At 60.2% G+C, this 25,087-nt stretch carries 30 protein-coding genes; 15 read left to right on the forward strand and 15 right to left on the reverse strand.

What is annotated here, in order from left to right:
* The coding region (locus JWR14_RS04800; protein ID WP_299702215.1) for an ABC transporter ATP-binding protein at positions 1 to 515 on the forward strand (515 nt) is incomplete at its 5' end.
* Positions 516 to 680: 165 nt separating this feature from the next.
* The gene (locus JWR14_RS04805; RefSeq protein ID WP_031357276.1) at positions 681 to 896 is read left to right on the forward strand and encodes a hypothetical protein; all 216 of its coding nucleotides are present in this window, start codon (positions 681 to 683) and stop codon (positions 894 to 896) included.
* Between the two features lie 49 nt (positions 897 to 945).
* On the opposite strand, the gene JWR14_RS04810 is transcribed toward JWR14_RS04805, so the two are convergent.
* Entirely contained in the window at positions 946 to 1,893 is a 948-nt protein-coding gene (locus JWR14_RS04810) for a TauD/TfdA family dioxygenase (protein ID WP_299702232.1), read from the reverse strand.
* A gap of 268 nt (positions 1,894 to 2,161) precedes the next feature.
* On the opposite strand from JWR14_RS04810, the gene JWR14_RS04815 reads away from it, so the two are divergent.
* The 7 genes from JWR14_RS04815 to JWR14_RS04845 all read left to right on the forward strand — a co-directional run bounded on the left by JWR14_RS04815 (position 2,162) and on the right by JWR14_RS04845 (position 8,142).
* Positions 2,162 to 2,953, forward strand: a complete 792-nt coding sequence (locus JWR14_RS04815; protein ID WP_299702235.1) for an SDR family NAD(P)-dependent oxidoreductase — start codon at positions 2,162 to 2,164, stop codon at positions 2,951 to 2,953.
* Positions 2,954 to 3,060: 107 nt separating this feature from the next.
* On the forward strand, positions 3,061 to 3,453 hold the full coding sequence (locus tag JWR14_RS04820; protein ID WP_299702238.1) for a MetQ/NlpA family ABC transporter substrate-binding protein: 393 nt from the start codon (positions 3,061 to 3,063) through the stop codon (positions 3,451 to 3,453).
* 118 nt (positions 3,454 to 3,571) lie between these two features.
* A complete protein-coding gene (locus tag JWR14_RS04825) occupies positions 3,572 to 4,426 on the forward strand; it encodes a CmcJ/NvfI family oxidoreductase (RefSeq protein ID WP_299702241.1) in 855 nt (284 codons plus the stop codon).
* Between the two features lie 153 nt (positions 4,427 to 4,579).
* Entirely contained in the window at positions 4,580 to 5,383 is an 804-nt protein-coding gene (locus tag JWR14_RS04830) for a MetQ/NlpA family ABC transporter substrate-binding protein (protein WP_299702244.1), read from the forward strand.
* 154 nt (positions 5,384 to 5,537) lie between these two features.
* A complete protein-coding gene (locus JWR14_RS04835; RefSeq protein ID WP_299702247.1) occupies positions 5,538 to 6,539 on the forward strand; it encodes an aliphatic sulfonate ABC transporter substrate-binding protein in 1,002 nt (333 codons plus the stop codon).
* Between the two features lie 26 nt (positions 6,540 to 6,565).
* Positions 6,566 to 7,399 (forward strand): ABC transporter permease, encoded by an 834-nt coding sequence (locus tag JWR14_RS04840; protein ID WP_299702334.1) that lies wholly within the window; start codon positions 6,566 to 6,568, stop codon positions 7,397 to 7,399.
* On the forward strand, positions 7,396 to 8,142 hold the full coding sequence (locus tag JWR14_RS04845; RefSeq protein WP_299702250.1) for an ABC transporter ATP-binding protein: 747 nt from the start codon (positions 7,396 to 7,398) through the stop codon (positions 8,140 to 8,142). The genes JWR14_RS04840 and JWR14_RS04845 overlap by 4 nt, the downstream gene beginning before the upstream one ends.
* Before the next feature lie 20 nt (positions 8,143 to 8,162).
* Here the strand turns inward: JWR14_RS04845 and JWR14_RS04850 are convergent, their stop codons facing one another.
* The 8 genes from JWR14_RS04850 to JWR14_RS04885 form a co-directional block, all read right to left on the reverse strand.
* Entirely contained in the window at positions 8,163 to 8,378 is a 216-nt protein-coding gene (locus JWR14_RS04850) for a molybdopterin-binding protein (protein WP_031357267.1), read from the reverse strand.
* Positions 8,379 to 8,456: 78 nt separating this feature from the next.
* Positions 8,457 to 9,296: an ATP-binding cassette domain-containing protein gene (locus JWR14_RS04855; protein WP_299702261.1), complete on the reverse strand. Its 840-nt coding sequence runs from the start codon at positions 9,294 to 9,296 to the stop codon at positions 8,457 to 8,459.
* Positions 9,293 to 10,087 carry an aliphatic sulfonate ABC transporter permease SsuC gene (gene ssuC, locus JWR14_RS04860; protein WP_299702264.1) on the reverse strand — a complete coding sequence of 265 codons (795 nt, stop codon included), beginning with the start codon at positions 10,085 to 10,087 and terminating at the stop codon, positions 9,293 to 9,295. Before ssuC ends, JWR14_RS04855 begins: the two co-directional genes overlap by 4 nt.
* 13 nt (positions 10,088 to 10,100) lie before the next feature.
* Positions 10,101 to 11,249: an FMNH2-dependent alkanesulfonate monooxygenase gene (ssuD, locus tag JWR14_RS04865; RefSeq protein ID WP_299702267.1), complete on the reverse strand. Its 1,149-nt coding sequence runs from the start codon at positions 11,247 to 11,249 to the stop codon at positions 10,101 to 10,103.
* A 251-nt stretch (positions 11,250 to 11,500) separates the two neighbouring features.
* Positions 11,501 to 12,532, reverse strand: a complete 1,032-nt coding sequence (locus JWR14_RS04870) for a sulfonate ABC transporter substrate-binding protein (protein ID WP_299702270.1) — start codon at positions 12,530 to 12,532, stop codon at positions 11,501 to 11,503.
* A gap of 17 nt (positions 12,533 to 12,549) precedes the next feature.
* Complete coding sequence (locus JWR14_RS04875) at positions 12,550 to 13,065, reverse strand: cytochrome c (RefSeq protein ID WP_299702273.1); 516 nt, start codon at positions 13,063 to 13,065, stop codon at positions 12,550 to 12,552.
* A complete protein-coding gene (gene soxC, locus JWR14_RS04880) occupies positions 13,058 to 14,305 on the reverse strand; it encodes a sulfite dehydrogenase (RefSeq protein WP_299702276.1) in 1,248 nt (415 codons plus the stop codon). Before soxC ends, JWR14_RS04875 begins: the two co-directional genes overlap by 8 nt.
* 7 nt (positions 14,306 to 14,312) lie before the next feature.
* Entirely contained in the window at positions 14,313 to 15,266 is a 954-nt protein-coding gene (locus tag JWR14_RS04885; protein ID WP_299702336.1) for an aliphatic sulfonate ABC transporter substrate-binding protein, read from the reverse strand.
* Positions 15,267 to 15,537: 271 nt separating this feature from the next.
* Between JWR14_RS04885 and JWR14_RS04890 the strand changes: the two genes are divergently transcribed.
* Positions 15,538 to 16,566, forward strand: coding sequence for a trypsin-like peptidase domain-containing protein (locus JWR14_RS04890; RefSeq protein ID WP_299702279.1), 1,029 nt, complete (start codon positions 15,538 to 15,540; stop codon positions 16,564 to 16,566).
* A gap of 31 nt (positions 16,567 to 16,597) precedes the next feature.
* Here JWR14_RS04890 and JWR14_RS04895 read toward each other — a convergent pair whose 3' ends face one another.
* The 5 genes from JWR14_RS04895 to JWR14_RS04915 all read right to left on the reverse strand — a co-directional run bounded on the left by JWR14_RS04895 (position 16,598) and on the right by JWR14_RS04915 (position 20,663).
* Entirely contained in the window at positions 16,598 to 17,137 is a 540-nt protein-coding gene (locus JWR14_RS04895; protein WP_299702282.1) for a cytochrome b, read from the reverse strand.
* The gene (locus JWR14_RS04900; RefSeq protein WP_299702285.1) at positions 17,134 to 18,228 is read right to left on the reverse strand and encodes a catalase family peroxidase; all 1,095 of its coding nucleotides are present in this window, start codon (positions 18,226 to 18,228) and stop codon (positions 17,134 to 17,136) included. The genes JWR14_RS04895 and JWR14_RS04900 overlap by 4 nt, the downstream gene beginning before the upstream one ends.
* 200 nt (positions 18,229 to 18,428) lie before the next feature.
* Positions 18,429 to 19,292 carry an anti-sigma factor gene (locus JWR14_RS04905; RefSeq protein ID WP_299702288.1) on the reverse strand — a complete coding sequence of 288 codons (864 nt, stop codon included), beginning with the start codon at positions 19,290 to 19,292 and terminating at the stop codon, positions 18,429 to 18,431.
* Positions 19,289 to 19,807: an RNA polymerase sigma factor gene (locus tag JWR14_RS04910; protein WP_277042106.1), complete on the reverse strand. Its 519-nt coding sequence runs from the start codon at positions 19,805 to 19,807 to the stop codon at positions 19,289 to 19,291. Before JWR14_RS04910 ends, JWR14_RS04905 begins: the two co-directional genes overlap by 4 nt.
* Positions 19,808 to 19,988: 181 nt before the next feature.
* The gene (locus JWR14_RS04915) at positions 19,989 to 20,663 is read right to left on the reverse strand and encodes a transcriptional regulator (RefSeq protein WP_299702297.1); all 675 of its coding nucleotides are present in this window, start codon (positions 20,661 to 20,663) and stop codon (positions 19,989 to 19,991) included.
* A gap of 313 nt (positions 20,664 to 20,976) precedes the next feature.
* Here JWR14_RS04915 and JWR14_RS04920 point away from each other — a divergent pair, with 313 nt between their 5' ends.
* The 5 genes from JWR14_RS04920 to JWR14_RS04940 all read left to right on the forward strand — a co-directional run bounded on the left by JWR14_RS04920 (position 20,977) and on the right by JWR14_RS04940 (position 23,992).
* Positions 20,977 to 21,255: a DUF4148 domain-containing protein gene (locus JWR14_RS04920; protein WP_299702300.1), complete on the forward strand. Its 279-nt coding sequence runs from the start codon at positions 20,977 to 20,979 to the stop codon at positions 21,253 to 21,255.
* A gap of 72 nt (positions 21,256 to 21,327) precedes the next feature.
* The gene (locus JWR14_RS04925; protein WP_299702303.1) at positions 21,328 to 21,648 is read left to right on the forward strand and encodes a DUF4148 domain-containing protein; all 321 of its coding nucleotides are present in this window, start codon (positions 21,328 to 21,330) and stop codon (positions 21,646 to 21,648) included.
* 166 nt (positions 21,649 to 21,814) lie between these two features.
* Positions 21,815 to 22,234 carry a secondary thiamine-phosphate synthase enzyme YjbQ gene (locus tag JWR14_RS04930; protein ID WP_299702306.1) on the forward strand — a complete coding sequence of 140 codons (420 nt, stop codon included), beginning with the start codon at positions 21,815 to 21,817 and terminating at the stop codon, positions 22,232 to 22,234.
* 45 nt (positions 22,235 to 22,279) lie between these two features.
* Positions 22,280 to 23,560, forward strand: coding sequence for an aspartate carbamoyltransferase (locus JWR14_RS04935; protein ID WP_299702309.1), 1,281 nt, complete (start codon positions 22,280 to 22,282; stop codon positions 23,558 to 23,560).
* A 93-nt stretch (positions 23,561 to 23,653) separates the two neighbouring features.
* Positions 23,654 to 23,992: a hypothetical protein gene (locus JWR14_RS04940; RefSeq protein ID WP_299702312.1), complete on the forward strand. Its 339-nt coding sequence runs from the start codon at positions 23,654 to 23,656 to the stop codon at positions 23,990 to 23,992.
* 24 nt (positions 23,993 to 24,016) lie between these two features.
* On the opposite strand, the gene JWR14_RS04945 is transcribed toward JWR14_RS04940, so the two are convergent.
* A complete protein-coding gene (locus JWR14_RS04945; RefSeq protein ID WP_366144505.1) occupies positions 24,017 to 24,724 on the reverse strand; it encodes an aspartate/glutamate racemase family protein in 708 nt (235 codons plus the stop codon).
* Positions 24,725 to 25,087: the final 363 nt, after the last annotated feature.

Here is a 25,087-nt window from a genome sequence, read left to right on the forward strand (position 1 = left end):
AGGATCACCGGCTGTTTCCGTGGCTCAACGTGGAGCAGAACATTGCGGTGGCGCTAAAAAACTCAGGGCGCAGCAAGGAAGAGAACCGACGTGCGGTTGCCGAGCATATCGCGCTGGTCGGGTTAAAGGGCTATGAAAAGCATCATCCGCATCAGCTTTCGGGCGGCATGGCACAACGCGTGGCTATTGCCCGCGGACTTGTGAACCGGCCAAAGTTGCTGCTGCTCGACGAACCGTTCGGCGCACTCGACGCGCTCACGCGCAGCCGTCTGCAAAACGAGCTACGACGTATTTGGGAGCACGAGCGGATCACGATGATCCTGGTCACCCACGACGTTGATGAAGCCGTGTTCCTCGCGGACCGCGTGGTGGTCATGCAGGCGCGGCCGGGACGGATTGGCAAGGTGGTGACGGTGGACCTGCAACGGCCACGCAATCGTAGCGATGCCGCGTTCGTGCGTTTGCGCGATGAAATACTGGCGGACTTCAGCGTGCCGCAAGACGTGGCTGCCTGATCAGAAGCGCTCCCTCACGAGCACATGCTTCGCAACATTTTCTTCTTTCTAATCCCTGGCAACGATGGGTTTGCTTTCGCCAAATGCTTGTTTCACTTGTTCTGCGAGGCTGGTTAATCTGGGGACATGCATTCCACTGCATTGCGTACCGGAGGTAAAACAAGCATGCATTACAAGGGTTATGAAGTCGCTCCCGCGGCACAAGCGCTGCCCAGCGGATTGTTCGCCGCCAATCTCGTGATCCAGGATGAAGCGTCGCTGCAAAAGCGCGCTTATGTATTCGACGCCCTCGACTACTTCTTCGAATCCGATCTAGCCATTGCCTATGCCGCGCGCTGGGCTCGCATGTGGATCGATAATCGGCGGTTGCCGCGCGCCTGACGTCTTTTCCGCCCCCCGTTCACGGAGGGCGGTATTTCATCAACCAGTCTCAGTTCAACGCCACGGCCGCTGCCGCATTGACCGGCGACCCTTCCAGCGCGACCGAAGCGCGTCCGTCCGGCCCCACCGGCACGTCGCCCACCAGCGTTGTCCGATACAGTTGCCGGTCGAATTCCAGTTCGAAGATATCCGATGGCGCGAGGTGCGCCGTCGACCGGTTGTCCCAGAACGCGATGCTGCCCGGTTCCCATTTGAAGCGCACCGTGAACTCCGGACGCGTCACGTGTTCCCACAACAGTTCGAGGATCGCCTGACTTTCACGCGGCGTCACGCCCACAATATGCTTCAGAAAACTCGGGCTGACATATAGCGCCCGCTCGCCGGTTTCAGGGTGCACGCGCACCAGCGGATGTTCAGTGACCAGCGCGCGTTGCTGCACGGCCTGCTCAAATGCGCTAGTAGCGTTGGCTCCGGCGGGCGCTGTGAATTTATGCACGCCGCGCAAGCCATCGACAAAATCACGCAGGGGCGCGGAGAGCTTTTCATATGCGGCAACGAGGCTTGTCCATTGCGTGTCGCCGCCATAAGGCGGGATGGTCACGCCACGCAGGATTGATGCAAAGGGCGGGTTAACCGCGGCGGTTACATCGGTATGCCAGCCGGTCCACGGGCGCAACAGCGCCTGCCCTTCGAAACGCGTTGCCTTGCGGTACTTGGAAATGGAATAGATCTCGGGGTGCCCTTCAACGTGCCCGAACACTGGATGCCCCAACGTGAGCTCGCCGAACTGCGCAGAGAACGCTACGTGCTGCGCATGCGTGAGGAACTGCTCGCGAAAGAAGATCACGCGCCACTTCAACAACGCCGCGCGAATCTGCGCGACCTGATGGGTGTCGAGTGGCTGCGATAGATCGACACCCCTGATTTCGGCTCCTATGAATGCCGACAGCGGCGTGACCTGGACGGACTCGGTATTGGTTGCGACGGCTGCGTTCATTGCGTGTCTCCTGAAAGGGGAATCGCCAGTTTGATAGGGGGGAGGTTCGGGTCTCTGAGGTCGAAGATCAGGCATGAAAAAACGGACCTCGACGTTTCGATATGCACATTACGACCGCCCCGCAGCGGCCTCAACCAATCGATCCGCATATGCAAACCACGCCGGACGCAAAAGATCGCTCAGGACTAGAATCAGTCTCGCAGCGTCGAATAACGTTATCGCGTTTTCTTCCTTCCCAATCGCCAGGAGCCGGTCTAACGTCACCGCCATGAACTCAACTATCCAGTCACCTTCCAGTCTCCCGCATGAACAACCACCGGTTGCGTGGATCGCCGGGGTCGGCGCCAGCGCGGGACTCGGCGCAGCAGTCGCCCGGCGCTTCTCGGAGGGCGGCTTCACGGTCGCCCTGACGGGGCGCACGGCCGAACGTGTGGAAAGCATCGCTGCGGAGATTCGCGCCGCGGGCGGCCTGGCCCACGCCTTACCCGGCGATATCTCGAATGAAGCAACCGTCGGCGAGCTGGCCAACCGCGTGCGTGAACTCGGTCCGCTATCGGCGGCCATCTTCAACGCGGGCGGTGCAAGCCGTGCGCCCACGCTTGAACTGACTGCAGAGAACTTCGAGCAGGCCTGGCGCACCGGCGTGCTCGGCGGTTTCCTGTTTGCTCAGGCAGCGCTACGCCGGATCCTGAACAACGGCTTGAATGCCACCAGTTCAACGGGGCGCGGCACGCTGCTGTTCACAGGCGCCACGGCTGCGTTACGTGGCAAACCACCTTTCGCCGCTTTTGCTGCATCAAAGGCGGCGCTGCGTTCACTAAGCCAGACACTCGCCCGTGAATTCGGGTCCGAAGGCATACATGTCGCGCATATCGTGATTGATGGCGGTATCGACGGCGAGCGTTTGCGGCAATCCGCACCGCAGCGCGTGCAGCTTGCCGGCGACGATGGCTTGCTGCAAGCAAGCGCCATAGCAGAAAGTTATTGGCAGTTGCATCGTCAGCATAGAAGCGCATGGACACAGGAACTTGATTTGCGTCCGTTCAAGGAAACGTTCTGAACAACGAGCCGCGCGTTAAGACGTTGCGCGCGGTTCGCTTTGGTTTCACTGTCATGCGTTCCTTGCTGGCGCGCCTGCAGTCATTTACTTCTTCCATTTATCCCCTCATGTCGGAACACCCCTTCCTCCTTGCGTTGGCGCTGTGCGCTGCGCTCGCTCCATTCAGCGCCCGGGCCGCCGGTGCAAACGAACTGCGCATCGGCTTCGTGCCCGGACCTTATGCCGATGAATTCAAGGCCGGTGTCGAGCCGCACGTCGATTTCGCCGCCATCCAGGGCAACTTCGCGATCTTCAGCGGCTACAAACTCACCGACGCGCTCGCCCTCGAACAAATGACGCCGCCCTATATCAACCAGGTTGTGGTCAGGGCTGCGAACAAGGGATCGCGTAGTACGCAGGACATTGTCGGTGCTTATCAATCGCCCGCTTTTCAGCAGGTCATCCTGAGCAATCACTTCTACGACGGCTTCCGTCTGCCTGAATACTTCGCGAGCAAGTAGGGTTATCGCTACGCCTACCGAATAACCTTATGGAATTTTATTCGTTCAGCTTCGGGTCATGCGGGTATAGCTTCGAAAGCCTGACTTTGAAAGCCTAACCCCAGGCCGAGGAATGACCATGAGCACCGTATTCGAAGAACGTCCGCAGGCTGAAACGTTGCAGGCGGTAGAAGCTGAACTGAACTATCTGCGTGCTGGCGAAGGCCGGCCGGTGAGCTACACGTTCGAGCCGCCGCCCGGCGTTCCCTGGACCTCCGGCGCACTCGAACCCCGCCGCGTGACCATCCGCGACGCGCGTCCGCTTGCCGCCGCGGGAGAGTTGTCGCTGGATAAAAGCGGCTTCGAACGCATCGAACATACAAGCGCGCTGAGCGACTTCAGCGACGATGCCGCGATCCGCTCCCTCTACTACGACGAATCCGCACAGGTCCTGCTCAAGGCGACCGGCGCGGAGAAGGTTGTGGTATTCGATCACACCCTGCGCGACAGCTTGAACGGCTCGCGTACAACCTCGTCGTTGCGTGAACCCGTGAGGCGTGTGCACAACGACCAGACGTTCGTCTCCGGGCCGCGTCGCGTGCGAGATCACCTGCCTGCCGATGAAGCCGCGCAACGCCTCAAGCATCGCTATGCGATCATCAATCTATGGCGGCCGCTCGACGTCGTGGAGCAGCTACCCCTTGCACTCTGCGACGCACGCTCGATTGCGGCAAACGATCTGGTACCAAGCGATCTTGTGTACAAGGATAAAGTTGGCGAGACGTTTTCTTTCACGCATAACCCGGCGCATCGCTGGTATTACTTCCCGAAGCTAAGGCCCGATGAAGCGCTGCTGCTCAAGATCTACGACTCCCGCGACGACGGCACTGCACGTCTGACCGCACACACAGCCTTTGAAGATCCGACCACGCCGGACGGCGCCGCACCGCGCAGAAGCATCGAATTGCGGGCACTGGTTTTCTGGAAGGAATGAAGCGGATCGTGCGATCGCTGACCGGTGCATGTCACGCATGCACCGGATCTTAGCTAAGCTTTCAAATTGGCATAAACACATGAAAACAGAATGGTTAGGTTAGCGCGCAGGTCGTGAGAGGATTCGCGCCTGCCAACCAGAAAGAGTTTCAACATGCATCGTAGAACTATTCTTGCAAGTCTCGCCTTCGCCGCACTCGGCGCTGTCTTCGGCGTCGCCCATGCGGAAGACGCCCCGCTGAAAATCGGCACCATGAGCGGCCCCGACGCGCAGATCTGGACCGAAGTGTCCAAGGTCGCCGCGCGCGAAGGCCTCAAGATCAAGGTGATCGAATTCAACGATTACATCCAGCCCAATGCCGCCCTCGATGCCGGCGACCTCGATGCGAACGGCTTCCAGCACCAGCCCTTCCTCGACAGCCAGATCAAGCAACGCGGCTACAAGATCGTCAACGTGGGCCTGACCTACGTTGCGCCAATGGGCTTCTACTCGAAGAAGTTCAAGTCGTTAAAGGACTTGCCGCAAGGGGCGAAAGTCGGTATCCAGAACGATCCGTCGAACGGCAATCGCGCGCTCTTGCTGCTGCAGAAAAACGGCATCATCAAGTTGAAGGCCGGCGTGGGCAAAGATGGCGTGAACGCAACGCCACTCGACGTGGTCGAAAACCCGAAAGGCATCAAGCTGGTTGAACTCGACTCGGCGCAATTGCCGCGTTCACTGGATGATCTCGCTGCCGCATCGATCAATACGGACTACGCCGTGAAAGCCGGCCTGTCGCCTACGAAAGACGCCATTGCCATTGAAGACCTGAAGGGTCCTTATGCCAACCTGATCGCGGTTCGCGCCCAGGATCGCAACGCACCCTGGGTCAAGAAACTGGTCGCCGCGTATGAGTCGCCGGACGTAAAGAATTTCATCGATACCCAGTTCAAGGGCTCGATCATTCCAGCGTTCTAAGCGGGACTGAGCAAGACACCCCACCGCGCGGCGAACCAGCCATTAGCTCCTGACGTACTTAGGTTGTGAGCTTTTATTGGTTCGCCCCGGCGGCGGCTTTCATTACATTGACCGGTCACTAAAAAATTGCATCACAGACCACCAGGATCAATCGATGAAACTCGCCACGGGCACGCTAATCTCTCGTTTCATTACCTCGCTCGCCATCTTGGCGGCAGCATGGGTGCCGGCCGCCGCGCACGCCGCACCGCCCGCCGAGGTGAGGCTCGACTACGCGTACTACTCGCCCGAAAGCCTGGTCATCAAGCGCCAGGGCTGGCTGGAAAAAGAGCTTGCGCCTGACCACACACAGGTCAAGTGGGTGCTGAGCCTCGGCAGCAACCGAGCGCTCGAATACCTGAACAGCGGCGCGATCGATATTGGCTCGACGGCCGGCCTTGCCGCCCTGCTCGGGCGTGCTAACGGCAATCCTATCCGCGCAGTCTATATTTTCTCGCGGCCCGAATGGACCGCGCTGGTCGTCGCCAAAGATTCGCCGATCAAGACTCTGGCAGATCTTAAGGGTAAGAAAATTGCCGCGACCAAAGGCACAGACCCTTACCTCTTTACGTTGCGTGCGCTGCATACGATCGGCCTGACGCGCGACGATGTGGAACTGGTCAACCTGCAACATCCCGATGGGCGCACAGCGCTCGCCAATGGGCAAGTCGATGCGTGGGCCGGTCTTGATCCGCACATGGCCGCAGCGCAGATCGATGACGGCGCACGGCTGCTTTATCGTAACGTTGCATTCAACACCTACGGGTTCCTGAATGCCCGCGAGGACTTCATCAAGGAACATCCGGAGACCCTCGCGCACGTACTTAAAGTGTACGAACAGGCACGCGTATGGATTGCTGCGCATCCCGACGAAACCGCGAAGATCATTGCCGAGGAGTCGAAGTTGTCGTTGCCAGTGGCAAAGCTGCAACTGAGCCGCAATGACTTCAGCCACCCGCAACTGGGTGCTGAACAAATCGATGCGTTGAAGGCGGCCGCGCCTATTCTTACGCAGGAACAGCTCGTCAAGCCGGGCACCGATCTGAATCAGGTGATCGACGCGCTGATTGATGTCAAGCTCGCGCAGCCCGTCATAGCATCGGCTAACGCCAAATGAATCGGCCCGCGCTAAGGGCCGAGGTGATGTCTTCCGATGAATCACTCGCGCTGCCTGGACAACTAACGTCCGGGAGGAAAACGGCACGATCTCCGCTGCAACCATGGCGCATTGCCGGGCTGCTGCTGCCCTTCGCGTTTCTCGGGCTCATGGAAGTTTTGGTGAGAACGCATGTAGTTCCCGAACATCTGGTTCCAGCACCCAGCACGATCGCCGAAACACTCTGGCAACTCGGTGGTGAGCGGCTCGCGCGACATATCGGCGTGAGCAGTTTGCGCGTGTTTGCCGGCTTCGCCATTGGCGGGTTCGTGGCTATCATTTTTGGTGCGGCGATGGGGCTAAGCCGAAAAATAGACGCGCTGCTCGATCCAAGTTTTCAGGCGCTAAGAGCCATTCCATCGCTGGCATGGGTACCCGTTCTTCTGCTGTGGATGGGTATTGATGAAGCGCCCAAGATTACGCTGATTGCTATCGGCGCGTTCTTTCCGGTGCACCTGAGCGTGGTCGCCGGCATTCGCGGCGTGGACCGCGAGCTGATCGAACTGGGCGAGGTAAATCGGCTAAGTCAGCAGGCGCTATTTACGCGCATTCTACTGCCGGCATCGCTGCCACACATCTTCACCGGCCTACGTACCGGTCTTAGCCTTGCATGGATGTTCATGGTCGCCGCCGAGCTGATCGCAGCCACACGTGGCCTGGGCTATCTGCTAAGCGATGGCCGCGAGACAGGACGACCGGACCTCGTATTCGGCGCGATCCTGCTACTCGCATTGCTTGGAAAACTAAGCGACAGCGTGCTCAAGGCGATCGAAACCCGCGTGCTTTCATGGCGCGATACCAGCACCGGAAACAGCCGATGAGCGCTCCTCTTCTCGACCTGCGCGTAGCAGACAAACACTACGATACGCGCACCATACTCGAACGCCTGACGCTCTCGATCCGGCGTGGCGAGATAGTAAGTCTTGTAGGTCCAAGCGGTTGTGGCAAGAGCACGCTGCTGCGGATACTCGCGGGTCTCGATCGTGACTTCAATGGCGAGATCCTGATCGATGGAAAACCGCAACACGGACCGTCAAGCAGAATAGGCGTGATCTTTCAGGAGCCGCGTTTATTGCCCTGGCTGAGCGTGGCGGACAATGTCGCGTTTCCGGCCGGCCCGCGTCGTGGACACGATCCGCGTGTGGGTGGGTTGCTGGCTGAAGTGGGTCTTGCAGAGGCGCGCGCTTACCTTCCCAAGCAGTTGTCCGGCGGCATGGCGCAGCGGGTGGCAATCGCGAGGGGCCTGATTTCGGAGCCTGACCTGCTGCTGCTTGACGAGCCCTTCAGCGCGGTCGATGCAATGACGCGGATGCGTTTGCAGGATCTGTTGTTATCGCTCGTGCGCTCGCATGGCACGGCAGCACTTCTGGTCACGCACGATCTGGACGAAGCGCTTTATCTTTCGGACCGCGTGCTGCTGATGACACCGTCGGGTAAATCCGGTGCGGGAAAGATCGTACGTGAGATCGAGGTGAGCGCCGAGCGGCCACGCGATCGCCGTGATCTCTTGCTCGCCGGTCTGCGGGGTGAATTGCTTGAAGGTCTGGGGGCGGTCACCGCGTAATGCCGCCCTTCAGGGCAGATTCAAAGACGTGCAATCGACACTTCAGTCGACTTCACGAACGCAATCACTTCGCTCCCGACCTTCAGTTCCAACTCATCGATCGAACGCGTGGTGATCACCGACGTGACAATGCCGTAAGGCGTTTCCACATCGACTTCCGACACCACCGACCCGCGAATGATCTCCTTGATGTGCCCTTTGAACTGGTTGCGTACATTGATTGCCGTGATGCCCATGGTGATGCTCCGTAGAAATTGAATAGTGCCGGGGCCGGTCGACAGCGGCAATGAGTGAATCGAATCGCTAAACCATGATTACCCCGGCTGTGCACCGTTCCTGAGAACGCGCGACAACACCTGTTCCTCCAGCTCGGCGAACCCTTCCGCCGTACGCAAACGGGGGCGCTGCAAAGTGATGGCGGCATCGAAGGAAATTTTCCCCGTTTCGATCAACACAATCCGCTCGCCTAGCGCGACCGCTTCCTGCACATCGTGCGTAACGAGCAGCGCAGTGAAGCGATGCTCGCGCCACAGACGCTCAATCAGCGCGTGCATTTCAATGCGCGTCAACGCATCAAGCGCGCCCAGCGGTTCATCCAGCAACAGCAGGTCCGGGCGATGCACGAGCGCGCGTGCAAGCGCTACCCGTTGCCGCTGACCGCCCGACAATTGCGCGGGCCAATCGCCCTCGCGCTCGCTCAGGCCCACTTCAGCCAGCGTCGCGCGAGCGTCTTCACGAGACGAACGCGGCAGCCCAAGCATGACGTTTTGCAGCACGCTTTTCCATGGCAGCAAGCGCGCATCCTGGAACATGATCCGTGTCTCCAGGGCGCTTGCACCTGCGGCCGCATTGCGTTGGACCACGCCACTGGTCGCTTTTTCAAGGCCCGCGATCAGGCGCAGCAACGTGGACTTGCCGCAGCCACTGCGTCCGACTATTGATACAAAACTGCCGCGCTCAATGGCGAAATCAAAGTTCGATAACACCTTGCGTTCGCCGAAATGCTTGTCGACGCCTTGCAGCGCGACGGCCATGTCGGCGGATTGGGGTCGAGGTGCAACTGCCGCCGGCGCGCGTTCGCGCGCAGCAACTTCCGGTTCGTTGCCTTCCAGCACGGCGTTGCCCGATGCATACGATGCGTAGCTTGATGTCACGTTTTTGCTCCCTTCTGATACGCAGGATGCCAGCGTAGCGTTGCGCGCTCGATCGACTTGGCGAGCATGTCGGCAAGCTTGCCGAGCAGCGCATAAAGCAGGATGCCGACCACCACCACATCGGTCTGCAGGAACTCGCGGGCGTTCATCGTCATATAGCCGATTCCCGATTGCGCCGAGATGGTCTCGGCTACGATCAGCATCACCCACATCAGCCCGAACGCGAACCGCACGCCCACCAGAATGGAAGGCAATGCCCCCGGCAGGATCACGTCGCGATACAACGCGAAGCCCGAGAGTCCATAGCTGCGGGCCATCTCGATCAGGTCGGCATCGACGGAACGAATACCGTGATACGTGTTCGTATAGACGGGGAAAAACACGCCCAGTGCGACCAGGAACAGCTTCGCTTCCTCGCCAATACCGAACCACAGGATCACCAGCGGAATCATCGCGAGCGCGGGAATGTTGCGGATCATCTGCACCGTCGAGTCGAGCGCGATCTCAGCCGGCTTGAAGAGCCCTGTTCCCAGCCCAAGCACGAAGCCAATGCTGCCGCCGATAGCGAAGCCCGTCAGAGCGCGCCATGCGCTGACCTTCACGTTCGCCCACATGTCGCCCGACTGGATCAGCTCCCACGCAGCTTTGACAACGGCAAGCGGTTCGGGCAACACACGCGACGACAAACCGCCCGTGCGCGCGGCCAGTTCCCATGCGATCAGGATCAGGATGGGCACGAGCCAGGGCGCAGCCTGTACGCCGGCGCGACGAAAAAACGGAACCACGTTCATCGGACCTCCGGGTTCAACTTTGCGATGCACGCGGCAGGTACGACGTGCCGACGATTTCACCGAACGGCCCCGACAGCGGACCCGATGTGCGCTCTTTCTGTTCACGTGGCAGCAGCGGAAAGACGAGCTCGGCGAACCGGTACGACTCTTCGAGATGCGGATAACCCGACAGGATGAAGGTGTCAATGCCAAGCGCCGCGTACTCCTTCATCAAGCCCGCGACCTGCTCCGGATTACCCACCAGCGCCGTGCCCGCGCCGCCACGCACGAGACCTACACCCGCCCACAAATGCGGATAGACCTCGAGCTTGTCGCGCTGACCGCCGTGCAACGCCGCCATGCGCCGCTGGCCTTCCGAATCCATCTTTGCAAACGATGCCTGCGCGCGCTGAATGGTTTCATCATCGAGCTTGCTGATGAGCTTGTCCGCGTCGGCCCATGCTTCTTGTTCGGTCTCGCGCACGATCACATGCAGGCGAATACCGAACTTGATTTTGCGGCCTTTATCGGCTGCTCGGCGACGGATATCGGCGAGCTTCTTTTCAACTTCGGCGGGCGGTTCGCCCCAGGTCAGATAGGTATCGATATGATCAGCCGCGATCTCGTGCGCAGCCGGCGACGAGCCGCCGAACCACAGCGGCGGATGCGCCTTCTGCACCGGCGGATAGAGCACCTTGCCGCCCTTCGAGCTCAGGTGCTTGCCGTCGAAATCGATCGTGCCGCCTTCATGCGACGACTCGAGCAGACCGCGCCAGATTTGCAGGAATTCGTCCGTGACTTCATAGCGCGTGTTGTGGTCATTGAACACGCCGTCGCCGGCGAGTTCGACCGGGTCGCCGCCCGTCACCACGTTGATCAGCAAGCGGCCGCCGGAGAGGCGATCGAAGGTCGACGCCATGCGTGCGGACAATGCGGGTGAAGTCAGGCCGGGACGGATTGCGACGAGAAACTTGAGGCGCTTCGTGGCGGGAATCAGGCTGGATGCAACCACCCATGCGTCTTCGCAAGAACGGCCCGTTGGCAGCAGCACGCCTTCGTAGCCGAGCGTATCGGCCGCCACCGCGATTTGACGGAAGTAGTCGTAATCCGCGGCGCGCGCGCCTTGCGTGGTGCCGAGATAACGGCTGTCGCCGTGGGTCGGAATGAACCAGAAAACATTCATCGGGGGCTCCTGCCTTACGGGTCTATATTGGGTCTAAGTTCAAGTGTCGAGTGGGAAAGCGAGCGCAGACGCAACGAACAAAAACGCGGCCCATGTTCGTGCGAAACGAGTCACCCGTCCCGTTCAGATGATTCATCTTAGCGATGCGCACTTGGGGCATGAACGATTTATTTAAGCTAAGGTTCTCGCCAATTCTGCTTATGCGTCTCTAGCGATGCAGGAGCGCAAGGTTTGGCCTAAACGAGTTCGGCCTAAGCGACGCTCCAGCGCGCATCGGTCACCGCCAGCTTTTTCGGAATCAGCTTCAGGTCCGTGAAGGTATCGGCAATCTGCTGCTGGTACGCGAGGGTCTCCGGCGTGATCGCCTGCACGCCATAGGCGGTCCGTTTCAACGCACGTTCAAGCGTCGGCTGATCCAGTCCGACTAGCGGCGACAGCAGCTTCGCGACATCGGGCACGTTGTCGCGGCCCCATTGATCGACGTGGTCCAGTTCCTCCAGCAACGCATGCACGAGCTGCGGTTGAGCGGTCGCGAACTTACGTGTTGCAAGGTAGTACTGCGTGTTGCGCACCAGCCCGGTGCCGTCCACGATTACCCGTGCGTTCGCCTGACGTTCGACGGCCGCGAGATACGGGTCCCAGATGACCCAAGCGTCGATACTGCCCTGCACGAACGCCGCGCGCGCGTCGGCGGGAGCGAGGTAGACCGGCTGAATATCTGCATACGAAAGCCCGGCTTTCTTCAGCGCTTCCACCAACAGGTAGTGGACATTCGAGCCCTTGTTCAACGCCACTTTCTTGCCGCGCAGATCTTCTACCTTACGGATAGCCGAGTCGTGCGGCACGACAATCGCTTCGCCTTGCGGCGCAGGTGGTTCGTTGCCGACATACACAAAGTCCACCCCCGCGGCCTGTGCAAAGATCGGCGGCGTTTCACCTACCGTGCCGGCATCGACCGCACCTGCATTGAGCCCCTCCAGGAGTTGCGGTCCGGCTGGAAATTCGAGCCATTGCACAGTGACGCCTTGCGCCGCGAGCCGTTTTTCGAGCGTTCCGCGCGCCTTCAGAACGACAAAATTGCCGTACTTCTGATAACCGATGCGAAAGATTTTTCCCGGCTCTGCGGCGCGCGCTACCTGGCTCGTGAGTAGGGCTCCGGCGCCGCCGGTCAGCACGCTGGTGGCGCCGGCGCTTAGCGCGGCTATCTTGAGCAACGCCTGACGGCGTGAAGGTACGGCCGGTTGCGGCTGCGTTTCGTCTTTTGTTCGGTCATGGCTGGACATGCTTTGCTCCTGAATATTCAGAGTCGGCCGGGACGTGGGTCCGGTACAAAACCATCCCGGTTCGGCATTCTTACTTTTTGCAATGACTGCGCATCAAGCCGTGTATCGGGCGGCACGATGCCGTTTTGATTCAACAGGTACGCGCTGAGCGCATAGACTTCGTCGGCCGACAAGGACTCGGGTGCGTTGTATGGCATCGCGCGGCGGATATAGTCGAACAGCGTGGTGGCGTATGGCCAGTAACTGCCAACCGTGCGTTTAGGTTTTGCGCTCGCCAGCGTGCCCCGGCCGCCCACCAGTGCATCACCGATCAAACCCTGACCCAACGCACCGTGACAGGCCGCGCACTTCTCTGCGAACACATGCGCGCCCGTTGTTACGTCGCCGCTACCCGCAGGAAGACCGTGGCCGTCCGGCGCCACATCAATATTCCATGCAGCGATCTCGTCCGCGGTCAGCGGCGTGCCAAGGTCGTGCGCCGCGAAGCACGCGGGCGTTGTGCAGAGCAGCGTGAGCAGCAGCGCCTTACGCATTGCGCACCTCGCCTGCTGCATCAATACGCCATTGCTGGATCCCGTTGTAGTGATACTGCGAGTTGAGACCGCGCGCGGCGACCAGCGCTTCGCGCGTGGGTTGGACGTAGCCGGTTGAATCGGTGGCGCGCGACAGGATGCTTGCCGGTTCACCAGTCCAGTTCCAGTCAGCCTCGAAACGCGTTAGCGCACGGTCACGCACGGGCGTTTGCAGCCGCGCCGCTCGCCAGTTCGCGCCGCCGTCCGTCGAGACGTCCACCTGACGGATGGTCCCGCGTCCCGACCATGCCAGTCCGGAAATCGGATAAAACCCGTGCGTCGTCAGCCGATGTCCCGGCGACGGCTTCGTGATCACTGACTTCGCGTCCATCTCGAACACGAACTGGCGCGCGGTGCCGTCGGCGAGGAGATTCGTGTACTTCGAGGTTTCCTCGCGCGTCTGCAAAGGGGCATTGACCACCTTCAGGCGACGCAACCACTTGACGTGCGTATTGCCCTCGAAGCCCGGCACGATCAGCCGCAACGGATACCCGTTCTCGGGACGCAAGCGTTCACCGTTTTGCGCGTAAGCCACGAGCGCCCGATCAACAATGCGCTGCAACGGCAGGCTGCGCGTCATCGCGGCGGCATCGGCGCCTTCGGCCAGCACCCAACCCGACCCGCCGGTGATACCGCCAACCTCCTCCAGCAACGTGGACAAGCGCACGCCGGTCCATTCGCAACACGACAGCAGGCCGTGCGTGAGTTGCACCGGCATGCCACTCGGCCCGTTCCATTCGTTACCGGTATTCCCCGAACACTCGATGAAATGAATCCGCGACTCCGACGGTAATCGCAAGATATCGTCCATCGTAAAAAGCTTTGGATTCCGTACTAATCCGTGAATGGCCAAACGATGCAGCGCCGGGTCGATATCCGGAACACCTGCATGATGACGCTCATAGACGAGACCGTTCGGCGTGATCGAACCATGCAGGTCGGCGAGCGGTGTCATGGAAGACGCCGCGCCGGGCAAGGGCCAGGCCTTGGCGGCGCGGCGCATCACGTCCGCCTCATACCGCGACGGCAGGCCGTAGGGATGTTCCAGGATGGGTGCACCGGGCGTCTTGGACCAGGATGCGATCTCAAGCGGTTTCAGCAACTCGGCAGCGCCAGCCTGTGACGCGGCAAACCCGCCGGCAGCCAGACTGCCAAGCAGACGTCTGCGACCCGGTGAAGGTGAGGACTTTCGGGAGGTCATCGAGTCACTATGGCTGCGTGGCAGTTAGCGATGCCGTCGCCACATTCGCCGTGACGGCTCTATGCGCAGCGAAGTCCCAGACGAGCGCGCTGGCGGTATCGACGGGCTTGGGCAGCAGCTTCGCCTGATAGAAGGTGTCGGCAATCGCCTGCTGCTCACTGAAGTTCTTGGCCACAACCGCACGCACAGCATACGTGCGCCGAGTATTCGCGCGCTCCACCGTTGCCTGATCGAGACCCCACACCGGCGCCAGGATCTTCGCCGCTTCTTGCGGATGCGCCTTGGTCCAGACGCCCGCTTCAACCAGTTGCCTGAACACGATATCAATGATCTGCGGGTGCGCCTGTGCAAACGGCGTGGACGCGAGGTAATACCGCTGATACGACGCAAGGCCATCCCCGCGGATCAGAATGCGCGCGCCCGGATCTTGTTCGACGGAAGCGACGTAAGGGTCCCACGCGAACCACGCGTCGACGTCGTTGCGCTCGAATGCCGCGCGCGCGTCAGCGGGTGCGAGGTAGCTGATCTTGACATCGGCCGGCGCGAGCTTGGCGCGAGCCAGCGCGGCGAGCAGCAGGTAGTGACTGCCGGCCGCCTTGGTCACCGCAATGCGCTTGCCCTTCAGGTCGGCGAGCTTGTAGATGGCTGCGTCGCGATGCACGATCACGGCTTGCGCCGAGGGTGACGGCGTTTCCTGAGCGACGTAGACGAAGTTGGCGTTAGCCGCTTGCGCGAAGACGGGGACGGTGTCCGCCACGTCTGCGCTGAAGTCCACCGCGCCCGCGTTCAGCGCTTCGGTGAGCGGCAGTCCGCTCGCGAATTCACCCCATTCAATACGTACGTTGAGCGGCGCCACGGCGCGTTCCAGCGTGCCGCGCGCCTTCAGGATCGCGATCAGCGTGGACGATTTTTGAAAGCCGATACGCAGTTTGACAGGGTCGCCCGAAGGCGTTTGCGCCATGGCGCTCGCCGCGCTCAGGGCAGTCACGGCCAGCGCAACGCACGCGACCAGACGGGTGAAGATTTTCATGGGGGCATCGCAGGCAGATTAGGCAGCCGACCATGCTAACAACGCGCGCGTCCAGCACTAAACGATCAATCGTGATATCGATTGCAGCGGAAATGCTGAGCCGGGAGCGCAGCCCGGGCTGCATGTCCCTGGCCACATGCGCCGGGCTTGAAATACCCGCAAGAATCCCGCATCTCATGATCCATTTATCCGGAGCACGATCATGGGAAGCCGTCCCCAATTCATCGATGATCTCTCACGCGGCCCCGCGGGCGCCGCCCTCGCAAGCCCGCTCGGCGACGAAGCCCTGCTGGACGCTTACTCGCAGACCGTGATCAGCGCGCTCGAACGCGTGCAGCAGGCGGTCGCGTTTATTTCAGTCGACCGGCGTTTGCCTGGCGACAAAAACGGCCGCGGCGCGCAGGGAGGCTCGGGCTCGGGATTCATCTTTACGCCCGACGGTTATCTGCTGACAAATAGCCACGTCGTGCACGGGGCGACGCATATCCGCGTAACGCTCGCAGACGGCGCCACGTTCGACGCCGATCTGGTCGGCGATGATCCGGACAGCGACCTCGCGGTGCTGCGCATTGGCTCAGCCGAGGCGTTACCGCATGTCGAACTGGGTGAGTCCGGCAAGTTGCGAGTCGGGCAGATCGCGATCGCCGTGGGCAACCCTCTCGGCCTCGTGCAGACGGTCACAACAGGTGTGGTCTCGGCCCTCGGACGGTCCTTGCGGGCGAACTCCGGACGCATGATCTACGACGTGATCCAGACCGACGCCGCGCTCAATCCCGGCAACTCGGGCGGCCCGCTGATCAACTCGGCGGGTCAGGTGATCGGCGTGAATACGGCGATCATTGCCGGCGCTCAATCGATCTCGTTCGCGACCGCGATCGATACCGCCAAGTGGGTCATCATGCAGATCTTCGCATACGGGCGTGTGCGGCGAGCCTACATTGGCGTGGCCGGCACAACCATGCCCATCTCGCGCCGGGTGCAGCGGTATTTCGAATTGCCGTCGGCGAGCGGTGTGCATGTGATGGAAGTCGTCAAAGGCAGTCCGGCCGCGCTCGGCGGCTTGCGTACCGATGACCGGATCGTGACTATCGACACATTAGCGGTAGATAGCGTGGATAGCTTGCAGCGCTCGCTGGATGCATCGCGTATCGACCGGGCGGTGAAGGTTACAGTCCTGCGCGGCACGCAAAAGCTGGAACTGGACGTGACGCCGGTCGAACAGGCGGGATAAAACGACCGGCGCAGCATGACAAGCTGGCCGCCTAGTCGCGGCCCTTTGCCATGCTCGAAAACACGCCGTCGCGTCTAATCAGGCCATGGAACAAGGCCGCGCCGAGATGCGCGAGGAAGGTCGCGAACAGCAGCAAGGCGAGCACCGTATGGGCTGATCGAAGCAACGCATAAAGGCGCACGTCCTGCGGGACGATAGGCGGCAGGTTCACCGGTCCGAACAGGTGGATCGGAAAACCGCCGGCCGACAACATCGACCAGCCGACCAGTGGCATGGCGAACAACAGCGCGTAGAAAACCCAGTGCGACAGATGCGCGATCAGCTGCTGCCAGCGCGGCATGTCGTCGGGCAGACGAGGCGTTCGATGTGTCAGCCGCACAATGAAACGCACGCTCACCAGCACAAGAATTGCGATCCCCAGCGGCTTGTGAATGGCAAGCAGCGTCTGATGCCACGAAGATAGTGTGGCCACCATCCCCACGCCGATGAACAACATCGCGATGACGAGCGGCGCCATGAACCAGTGCAAAAATCGGGCTGGCGGACTGAAATGCTTTCGATCAACGCTCATTCTTGACCCCGTGCCGGTTGTTGAGTGGACGCCAGACCTTGCGCTTCTTCATACGTGCGGCGATTGTAGGAGACCGCATAGGCGGAAGAACGCGCTGCCAGTAGCGGATCGGCGGAGGGCTTGAGGCCGTCGGGAAGAATGGTCGGATCGTAGTTGATGTCCCGGCAATCGCCTTCGCTTTGCGCACTCTCGCGCTCTATCACCAGCGTCCCTGCGTCGATGTGCGGCCGGTCTTCGGGCCACGCCTGGGTTGCATCAGTGGTCGGGTCGCCGGGCTTGGCCACTGTCAAGATGAGATGCCAGCGCAACGGACCGCTTGCCAGCCTGCCGCGCAGTTCGTTATCGAGAAAGTCATGCTGACTCTTTTGTTCAGCCGAGACGGGCGCGTACGGCGTTTCGGGCACCATCGACCAGCGGACGAAGTGAGTCTTGCCGTTTGCATCGATTGCACGAAATGCGTTGATGCCGTAATAAGCCGCATTGCCGAAACTGGACGACGGCGGATGGCTTTTCACCCAGCTTTGAAACGGCGCGGTCTCGGGGTGCGCTGCTAAGAACGCCTTGAGCTTCGCTGGATCAGGTTTGCCCGTTACGGAGTCCGGCTTCGACGCCACTAGTTGAGCGTAAAAAGCCTGCGGAGTATTGACAACAAATACCGGCGTATTGTTCATGCCCGTGCGCCATTGCTGCCCATCGGGCAACTTGAAATCCAGCGCCATGCTGCGCACCGGCACGCTTGCGTCCGGGGCTGAAGGATCGCCACCCGGAATGGCGAAGCGTCCAACCACCGGCGTTCGCACGGCCTTGAACACGTCTGCGCGGGAGATGTCCGACGCCTCGCCGTTGCCTTCGAAATACCCCGACACACACACGCCCTTCGCATGATTGCGACGGAATCCCGGATGAACGCCGGCATTCGCTTCGAAGGTATTGACAATCCGCTGCGGCGTCAGGCGATGCGGTGTCACGAAGCCGGCAACATACACAAAGGCGCCGCCGATAGCCGCCACGACCGCACCGATAGCCGCAAGCCTGAATAGCGGGATGGTTTGCGGCCTGCGAGGGCGAGGTGAGAATGGGTCAGTCGTCATGTGGATCGATCCAGTTTGTCGCTTTTGTTATTAATTCGATATCCTTACGAATACGAATTTTCAAGGGGCGAGCGTGATTTATTTCACTATATTGAGGGGGCTATAACGGGGTGAACAACTTGGCGTGACCGCTTATTCCGGGGCCAGCGCAATTGATCGAAACAGCCACGATGTTGCTGTACACCGTGACTGCTCCGAGCTTATTGCGTAGACACGGAAGCACCCGAAGGCGCTTTAGCCCCGCCCATTGCGGTCAATTGCGAATAGACGTCGTGCGACAGGTCAAGCAGCACCTTCCGGTCGATTGCGCCGGAGACGGCGTAACCGAAATCCCCGTCGATCCAATAAAACACGTTGACCGATCCATCCTGATACAGCTTGAACGCGGTCGTGTCCGAGCTGATCTTGCGATGCGATATGCACAGCGTAATACGCTCGCCCTTCGCGTCGTGGTACATGAACTGCGCCACGGGGCCGTCGTCGCCGGGCAACAGGCGACCGCCCATCAACTCGAAGCCCGAGCGGGTCAGTATGGGTGGACGCACGTCCGTACCTAGCCGGTTCGAGATCCACTTTACCAATTCCTGCTCGCGATCCGCGCCTACTTCCACGGGCCGCATCACTTCCGGCGCGTACATTACATGCGCTATAGCCGATTGTCGTGCGAACGACTCGCCGACGGCGTAGCTTGCACGTTGCACCGATGCCCCGCCGTTTCCGGGCATGAACGTGTCATGGCCCACGGTCCCTGTCATGCCCGCCACGCCGATCCCGACGCCCAGCACGAGCGCAGCCGCCATGCCCGCGAACTGCGGCCAATTGGCGGCAGCCCGCCAGCGCCTGGGTTCCGGCGGTAGCAGACGCTGCGGCACGGGTTCGCTTAACACGCGGTCATAGCGGTCATGGAACATGCTGTTCAGCGAGAAATAATCGCTGACTTTCGTCGCCAGTGCTTCATCGCGTTCCAGCAGGCGATCGATCTCCTCGCGGCGATGCTCAGCCAGCGATCCGTCGACATACGCGTGAATTTCGTCTTCACTGATGGGTGTTTGTTGGTCGCTCATCGCACCACCTGTAATTTAGCGCCCGGTTGCGCGCCGGCCATCAGCGCGCGCAGTCTTTCACGCCCGCGCGACAGGCGCGACATGACGGTCCCAATCGGGATTTCCAGCGCCTGCGCCACATCCGCGTAACTCATTTCTTCCAGCCCTACGAGCAGCACGACCTGGCGTTGGTCGAGCGGCAAGCGCTGCAACGCGAAGTCGAGATCACGCACTTCGAGCGATTGCGTTTGCGTGCCCGGCACGGCAAATTCGCGCTCGGAGATATTTTCGTCATCGACTGAAATATGCACTGCCTTCACGCCTGCCCGGCGCGCCTGATTCGCGAACACGTTGTGCATGATCGTGAACAGCCACGCGCGCAGGTCGGTGCCGGTCTGAAACTTCTCGGTGTGCCGGAGCGCGCGTTCAAGCGTGTCCTGCACCAGATCGTCGGCGAGATCGCGATTATTGATCAGCGCTCGCGCGTAGCGGCGCAATCGCGGCACATGTTCCATTAACTCGTCACGGACGCCCATCGGCCTTCCTTCATTTTGTAAGCTTACGCAAACGTTCGATAAACCGTTGCTCTGATGATGGGCTAACACCGGGTCGTGCCGAATATTCCGAATATTCCCGCTGTCAGCGTATTTTGTGGCCAAGGTGCGTGATTATGCCGTTGACAGTTTCCCGGCAAGTTTCCCGGTAGTTGATTAATCCCTAACTACCCGTCATCAGGTCGGCGGCCAACATCAATCCCCGCGTGTTCGCACGGCCCGCGAGCACATAACGCTTGCCGCGCGCAGTCCATGCAAGCAAGCGGCTAGCGCCTACGCGATGGGCTTTCCACTGAGGCTGCGGCTGCGCAAACAGGCCAGGCGCCACGAGCAGCACGGCGGCCTCGCCACCTCGATTACGGTAAACAAATTCCGTTGCCGAAGCGAATGGCCCCACAGACATTGTCCGGCGCGCAACGGGATGGAATCCGACGCTGGACAGATCTGGGGCACTTGCCAAAGCCCCCACCGAGCTTTCATACCCCACCGCTCCCGATGCCGTCTCCTGGGCAGCCACCGCCTGTTCAAGCGCCATCATCGAAGCATTGTCGAGCGCTGAATCGGAAATGTCGAACGCAAAGATTGCCGTAGCGGCGACTGCCAGCGTCACAACCGCCGCGATGAGCACCGCGCGGAGGCTGCGCCTCGACATGCGCCGACCGGGCGCGGGCGCTTGGGGCGCCGTTTCGTTGTCGGGTTCGTGAAAGGTGTTTTGCATCTGCCAGTTCAGGCGCCCGTAAAACGCTACCCGCTTGGCCTCGTCGGGACGGCTTTTCAAATACGTTTCTACACTCGCCGCGCGTTGGGGATCCAGCATGCCGTCGGCGAATGCCTGCACGTCCGACTCCGAGAGCCGGGGTTCCGTTGGGGGTTTTGTTATGGGCATGATCTGGCTATGTCTGGCTGTTCGTTGGCTGCTTGTACAAGGGCGAACACAAAGCGCCGGGGTTTATTCCATACCGGATGTAAATATCCCCCAGGCGCGTAAACACCGTCCCTAGTGGGTTATTCCGCCTGCTCCAAAATAAATTTTGATTCTTCCGAACATAAAAATAATCAGATTCATCGGGAATATCCCGCACCCATTGCGGGTTCTCTCCATTGCAAGCTGCACACATTCACACACACATTTAACCTCGCAGGAGCGAACCATGAAAACCCTCAGCGTCGCAGTATTGTTTCTCGCCACTATCGCCTCGGCACACGCATTCGCTCAAACCAAGACCCGCGCCCAGGTCTACCAGGAACTGATCGCGGCACAGCAAGACGGCCGCGATTTTGTCACCGACACGTCCTACCCCGACGTCAACCCGATCTTCGCGCACCAACTCGAACAACAACAAGAAGCACGCCTGGCTCAGAACCAGACGACCAACGCCAACACAGTAGCCAGTTCAACGGCCAGCAACTCGTCCAGCGCAACGAACTGATCCATCGCGCTAAATCAATCTTCGCAAGCCAGTTAAATAAATCGTAATCCTAACTTTACCCCTGAGGTCATCATGAACAAATTCCTTATCTCCGCTCTCGTTCTCTCGTCGGCACTGGCCGCCCCTGCCTTCGCTTTCGCACAAAGCAACGGCCCCGTCACCCGCGCCCAAGTCAGAGCCGAACTCGTTCAACTGGAAAAAGCCGGCTACAGCCCAGGCGGCGAAGACGTCAACTACCCGCAGGACATCCAGGCCGCCGAGCAACGCGTAGCCGAACAACAAGGCATCGCGTCTTCGTCGTACGGAGCCGCGGCCAACGGCACGTCAGGATCGGGTATGCCTATGCATACCACGCCGGACAACGCCGCTCAATCGACCTTCTTCGGCCATTGAACCGCATGCACGGCAAGGCGCCAGCGCGCGATAACCAAAGCCTGCTCTACGCTCGTCCGGTCCACGCGCTCGCCCTCTGCCAAAACCCGATCCCCGCTCCAGTCGATAAACTTCACAGGCACGCGCGACCGCTCCCCGTTGCGCTTCCCCTTCCGGAGATATCGACATGAAGCAGGCGCTCCATCATCTGAGTGTGCCCACGCGCACGCGCGGACTGCACGAAATAACTCGCGACATTGACCGCTGGATCACTCTCCAGGACATCCAGACCGGCCTGCTGACCGTGTTCCTGCGGCACACTTCCGCTTCCTTACTGATCCAGGAAAACGCCGACCCCGACGTCCGCACTGACCTTGAACAGTTCTTCGAGACCATCGCGCCGGAAGCACCCGGGCGCTACGTCCACGACGCGGAAGGCCCCGACGACATGCCCGCGCATCTGCGAACCGCGTTGACGCAAGTCCAGTTATCCATTCCCGTCGATGCCGGCCGGATGGTCTTAGGCACGTGGCAAGGCATTTATGTCTTCGAGCATCGGCGCGCGCCGAGTAGACGCGAAGTTGTATTGCACCTTTTCGGCGAGTGATTTAATATACGCATCGCGTACATAACCACTTACGGAGCGCCCATCGTGCAAGCTCAACAGCAAACTATCCTGCGCGATGCCATGCGCCGCCTGAACATGACCCGCGACGCTTTCGCGAACCGGATTGGCGTATCGCGCCGGGCGCTAGACACATGGCTGCTCCCGGATGAATCGGCGGAATCGCGAGCCATGCCCGAGATCGCGAGCCGCTACGTCATGGAGTTGGTAGAAAGAATTCCGTCTGGCGACGACTATACACAACGCGTATACTCTCCATCCATTCTTCACGAAGGCCGGCCGCATCTGCTGTCCGTCGATCAATTCTCCCGTGACTCCGTAGAGGCGCTGTTCCAGGTCGCCGACACAATGCAGCCTATCGCGCGCCGTCAGAAGATCACGCGCGTGCTCGAAGGGGCTGTCCTTGCCAATCTGTTCTTCGAAGCCAGCACACGCACGCGCGTCAGCTTCGGTGCGGCGTTTTGCCGGCTGGGCGGCTCGGTCTGCGACACGACCGGCTTCACGTTTTCGTCGATGGCAAAAGGCGAGTCGATCTACGACACCAGCCGCGTGATCAGCGGTTACGCCGACGCCCTTGTCGTGCGTCATCCGGAGAAAGGCTCAGTAGCAGAATTTGTGCGTGCGACCAACGTGCCGGTCATCAATGCCGGCGACGGCCCCGGCGAACATCCCAGTCAGGCGTTGCTTGACCTCTACACCATCCAGCGCGAATTCTCACGCGTGGGGAAGATTGTCGACGGGTCGCATATTGCAATGGTTGGGGACCTTAAATACGGCCGCACGGTCCATTCGCTGGCCAAGCTGCTTGCGTTGTATCGGGGACTGAAGTTCACGCTGATTTCGCCTGCTTCGCTCGAGATGCCCGCTTCCATTCTCGATCAGATCAATCGCAACGATCATGTGGTCGAGCAGACCAACGACTTGCAGACGGGGTTGAAAGGCGCGGATGTGGTGTATGCAACGCGGATTCAGAAGGAGCGTTTTGCCGATGAATCTATTGAAGGTTACACGCCGGATTTCCAGATCAATCAAGCGCTGGTAGACAGCGTGTGCGGACCCGATACGTTGATCATGCATCCATTGCCGCGAGATGGACGGCCGGGGGCTAATGACCTCAGCACCGACCTCAACCACGATCCAAGACTCGCTATCTTCCGGCAGACAGACAACGGCATTCCCGTCCGCATGGCAATCTTTGCAGTACTTCTGGGAGTAGAGCGCCAGGTCCAGCACTCCATGCGCGACGCGGCATGGAAGTCACCGGCTTACATCGGACCTGACGATGCGGTATTCCACGGCATCGATTAAGCGATCTATACAGCGCCGCCAGTAATATTAACGCGGCGTTTACACACAAAAAGATACGCTGGAAGTGATCCGAATACAGGAGCTTGCAGCGTAATGAACCTTGTCCTTGAAAGAATTGCCGGCTCGGCGACATCGAAAAAATCTGCCACGCAGGAAGCGCTCTCAACGCCCTGCGTGTCCCGCGTCCATCTCTCGGCCGTCCTGCACAGCAGGCAGGATGAAGCCGCCCGCGAGCGCATCAGGCGGCTGTTCCACTCGCCGCTAGGCGTGTATGTGAGCCAGGCATCGCGCGACCATGACGACCTCCGGCTGGTCTTCGATGTGGCAATGGAAGACCTCGACTTCACAGTGCGCACGCTGCATCAGGTGCTGCCCGAAGCGATCATCGAAGCCGTGCGTCCGCGTGTGTTTACGCATCGCCGCGAGCACTGAAGAGCGGCTTTAACGCCCGATGACTCAAACCTGCGCCAACGAGAAATCGACGGCGGCGCGGGCGTGGAGCGCGGTGGTATCGAGTAACGGTACGGGGCTGTCGGCTTCATTCACCAGCAGCATGATCTCGGTGCAGCCCAGCACGATTGCTTCCGCACCACGCGCCGCGAGTCCGTGAATCACGTCGCGATACAGCTTGCGTGATTCGTCGTTGACAATCCCCAGACACAGTTCGCGATAGATGATGTCGTGAATCACCGCTTGCTCGGCAGGCTCGGGCAAGAGCGTGGAGATGCCATGCCGCTCTTGCAGGCGGTCGCGGAAAAAACTTTCGCGCATCGAAAACGCCGTGCCGATAAAACCGACTTTGCGTATGCCCCGCTTTTGCGCCTCGATCCCGGTCGGATCGACAATATGCAGGAACGGGACGGATACCGCCGCCGCAATTTGCGGTGCAACGAGATGCATGGTGTTCGTGCAGAGCACGATGCAATGAGCGCCACCCGCTTCAAGGTGACGGGCGGCGTCGGCCAACCGGATGCCTGCGATGTTCCATTGTCCGTCGCGTTGAAGTTGTTCGATCGGCGCGAAATTCACGCTATGCAGCAGGACCTGCGCGGAGTTTAGTCCGCCAAGGCGCGTGCGCACGTCTCGATTGACCAGCCGATAATATTCGGTAGTCGACTCCCAGCTCATCCCGCCGATCAAGCCAATGGTTCGCATGCTGTTCATGTTGCCCGTCCTGCAAATCAGATTGATTGGTCGAAGCGACATAGTGCAGCGAAGCGGGATGAGTGGCTAGTGCGAAATTCGGTCCGTAGCGTTAAGGTAATATTTTGTCGACTCGCATAGACAGAATCGCTAATGATCCGTGGCGCACCACGGCATACCGGGGAGCGGTATCGCGGTTATATTCATGGCGATTGAAGCGCGTTATGATTCTACGCAACGCGGATCACAATAAAATCATGGGGTTGGAAAGGCAGAAAAGACGATGAAAAACTACGGTGTAACGATCAAGGTTCGAACCACACCTCAGCGGCCTGTCGAGATGCAACTGAAGGGCAGCGAGGGATCGCGTGTAGTAATAAGCGC

The organism is Caballeronia sp. (assembly GCF_028292365.1).
Lineage (GTDB): Bacteria > Pseudomonadota > Gammaproteobacteria > Burkholderiales > Burkholderiaceae > Caballeronia.

Coding starts and splice junctions, on each gene's coding strand:
- JWR14_RS04805 (WP_031357276.1), top strand. CDS start 681: ATGCATTACAAGGGTTATGAAGTCGCTCCCGCGGCACAAGCGCTGCCC.
- JWR14_RS04810 (WP_299702232.1), bottom strand. CDS start 1,893: ATGAACGCAGCCGTCGCAACCAATACCGAGTCCGTCCAGGTCACGCCG.
- JWR14_RS04815 (WP_299702235.1), top strand. CDS start 2,162: ATGAACTCAACTATCCAGTCACCTTCCAGTCTCCCGCATGAACAACCA.
- JWR14_RS04820 (WP_299702238.1), top strand. CDS start 3,061: ATGTCGGAACACCCCTTCCTCCTTGCGTTGGCGCTGTGCGCTGCGCTC.
- JWR14_RS04825 (WP_299702241.1), top strand. CDS start 3,572: ATGAGCACCGTATTCGAAGAACGTCCGCAGGCTGAAACGTTGCAGGCG.
- JWR14_RS04830 (WP_299702244.1), top strand. CDS start 4,580: ATGCATCGTAGAACTATTCTTGCAAGTCTCGCCTTCGCCGCACTCGGC.
- JWR14_RS04835 (WP_299702247.1), top strand. CDS start 5,538: ATGAAACTCGCCACGGGCACGCTAATCTCTCGTTTCATTACCTCGCTC.
- JWR14_RS04840 (WP_299702334.1), top strand. CDS start 6,566: ATGTCTTCCGATGAATCACTCGCGCTGCCTGGACAACTAACGTCCGGG.
- JWR14_RS04845 (WP_299702250.1), top strand. CDS start 7,396: ATGAGCGCTCCTCTTCTCGACCTGCGCGTAGCAGACAAACACTACGAT.
- JWR14_RS04850 (WP_031357267.1), bottom strand. CDS start 8,378: ATGGGCATCACGGCAATCAATGTACGCAACCAGTTCAAAGGGCACATC.
- ssuC (WP_299702264.1), bottom strand. CDS start 10,087: ATGAACGTGGTTCCGTTTTTTCGTCGCGCCGGCGTACAGGCTGCGCCC.
- ssuD (WP_299702267.1), bottom strand. CDS start 11,249: ATGAATGTTTTCTGGTTCATTCCGACCCACGGCGACAGCCGTTATCTC.
- JWR14_RS04870 (WP_299702270.1), bottom strand. CDS start 12,532: ATGTCCAGCCATGACCGAACAAAAGACGAAACGCAGCCGCAACCGGCC.
- JWR14_RS04875 (WP_299702273.1), bottom strand. CDS start 13,065: ATGCGTAAGGCGCTGCTGCTCACGCTGCTCTGCACAACGCCCGCGTGC.
- soxC (WP_299702276.1), bottom strand. CDS start 14,305: ATGACCTCCCGAAAGTCCTCACCTTCACCGGGTCGCAGACGTCTGCTT.
- JWR14_RS04885 (WP_299702336.1), bottom strand. CDS start 15,266: ATGGCGCAAACGCCTTCGGGCGACCCTGTCAAACTGCGTATCGGCTTT.
- JWR14_RS04890 (WP_299702279.1), top strand. CDS start 15,538: ATGGGAAGCCGTCCCCAATTCATCGATGATCTCTCACGCGGCCCCGCG.
- JWR14_RS04895 (WP_299702282.1), bottom strand. CDS start 17,137: ATGAGCGTTGATCGAAAGCATTTCAGTCCGCCAGCCCGATTTTTGCAC.
- JWR14_RS04900 (WP_299702285.1), bottom strand. CDS start 18,228: ATGACGACTGACCCATTCTCACCTCGCCCTCGCAGGCCGCAAACCATC.
- JWR14_RS04905 (WP_299702288.1), bottom strand. CDS start 19,292: ATGAGCGACCAACAAACACCCATCAGTGAAGACGAAATTCACGCGTAT.
- JWR14_RS04910 (WP_277042106.1), bottom strand. CDS start 19,807: ATGGGCGTCCGTGACGAGTTAATGGAACATGTGCCGCGATTGCGCCGC.
- JWR14_RS04920 (WP_299702300.1), top strand. CDS start 20,977: ATGAAAACCCTCAGCGTCGCAGTATTGTTTCTCGCCACTATCGCCTCG.
- JWR14_RS04925 (WP_299702303.1), top strand. CDS start 21,328: ATGAACAAATTCCTTATCTCCGCTCTCGTTCTCTCGTCGGCACTGGCC.
- JWR14_RS04930 (WP_299702306.1), top strand. CDS start 21,815: ATGAAGCAGGCGCTCCATCATCTGAGTGTGCCCACGCGCACGCGCGGA.
- JWR14_RS04940 (WP_299702312.1), top strand. CDS start 23,654: ATGAACCTTGTCCTTGAAAGAATTGCCGGCTCGGCGACATCGAAAAAA.
- JWR14_RS04945 (WP_366144505.1), bottom strand. CDS start 24,724: ATGAACAGCATGCGAACCATTGGCTTGATCGGCGGGATGAGCTGGGAG.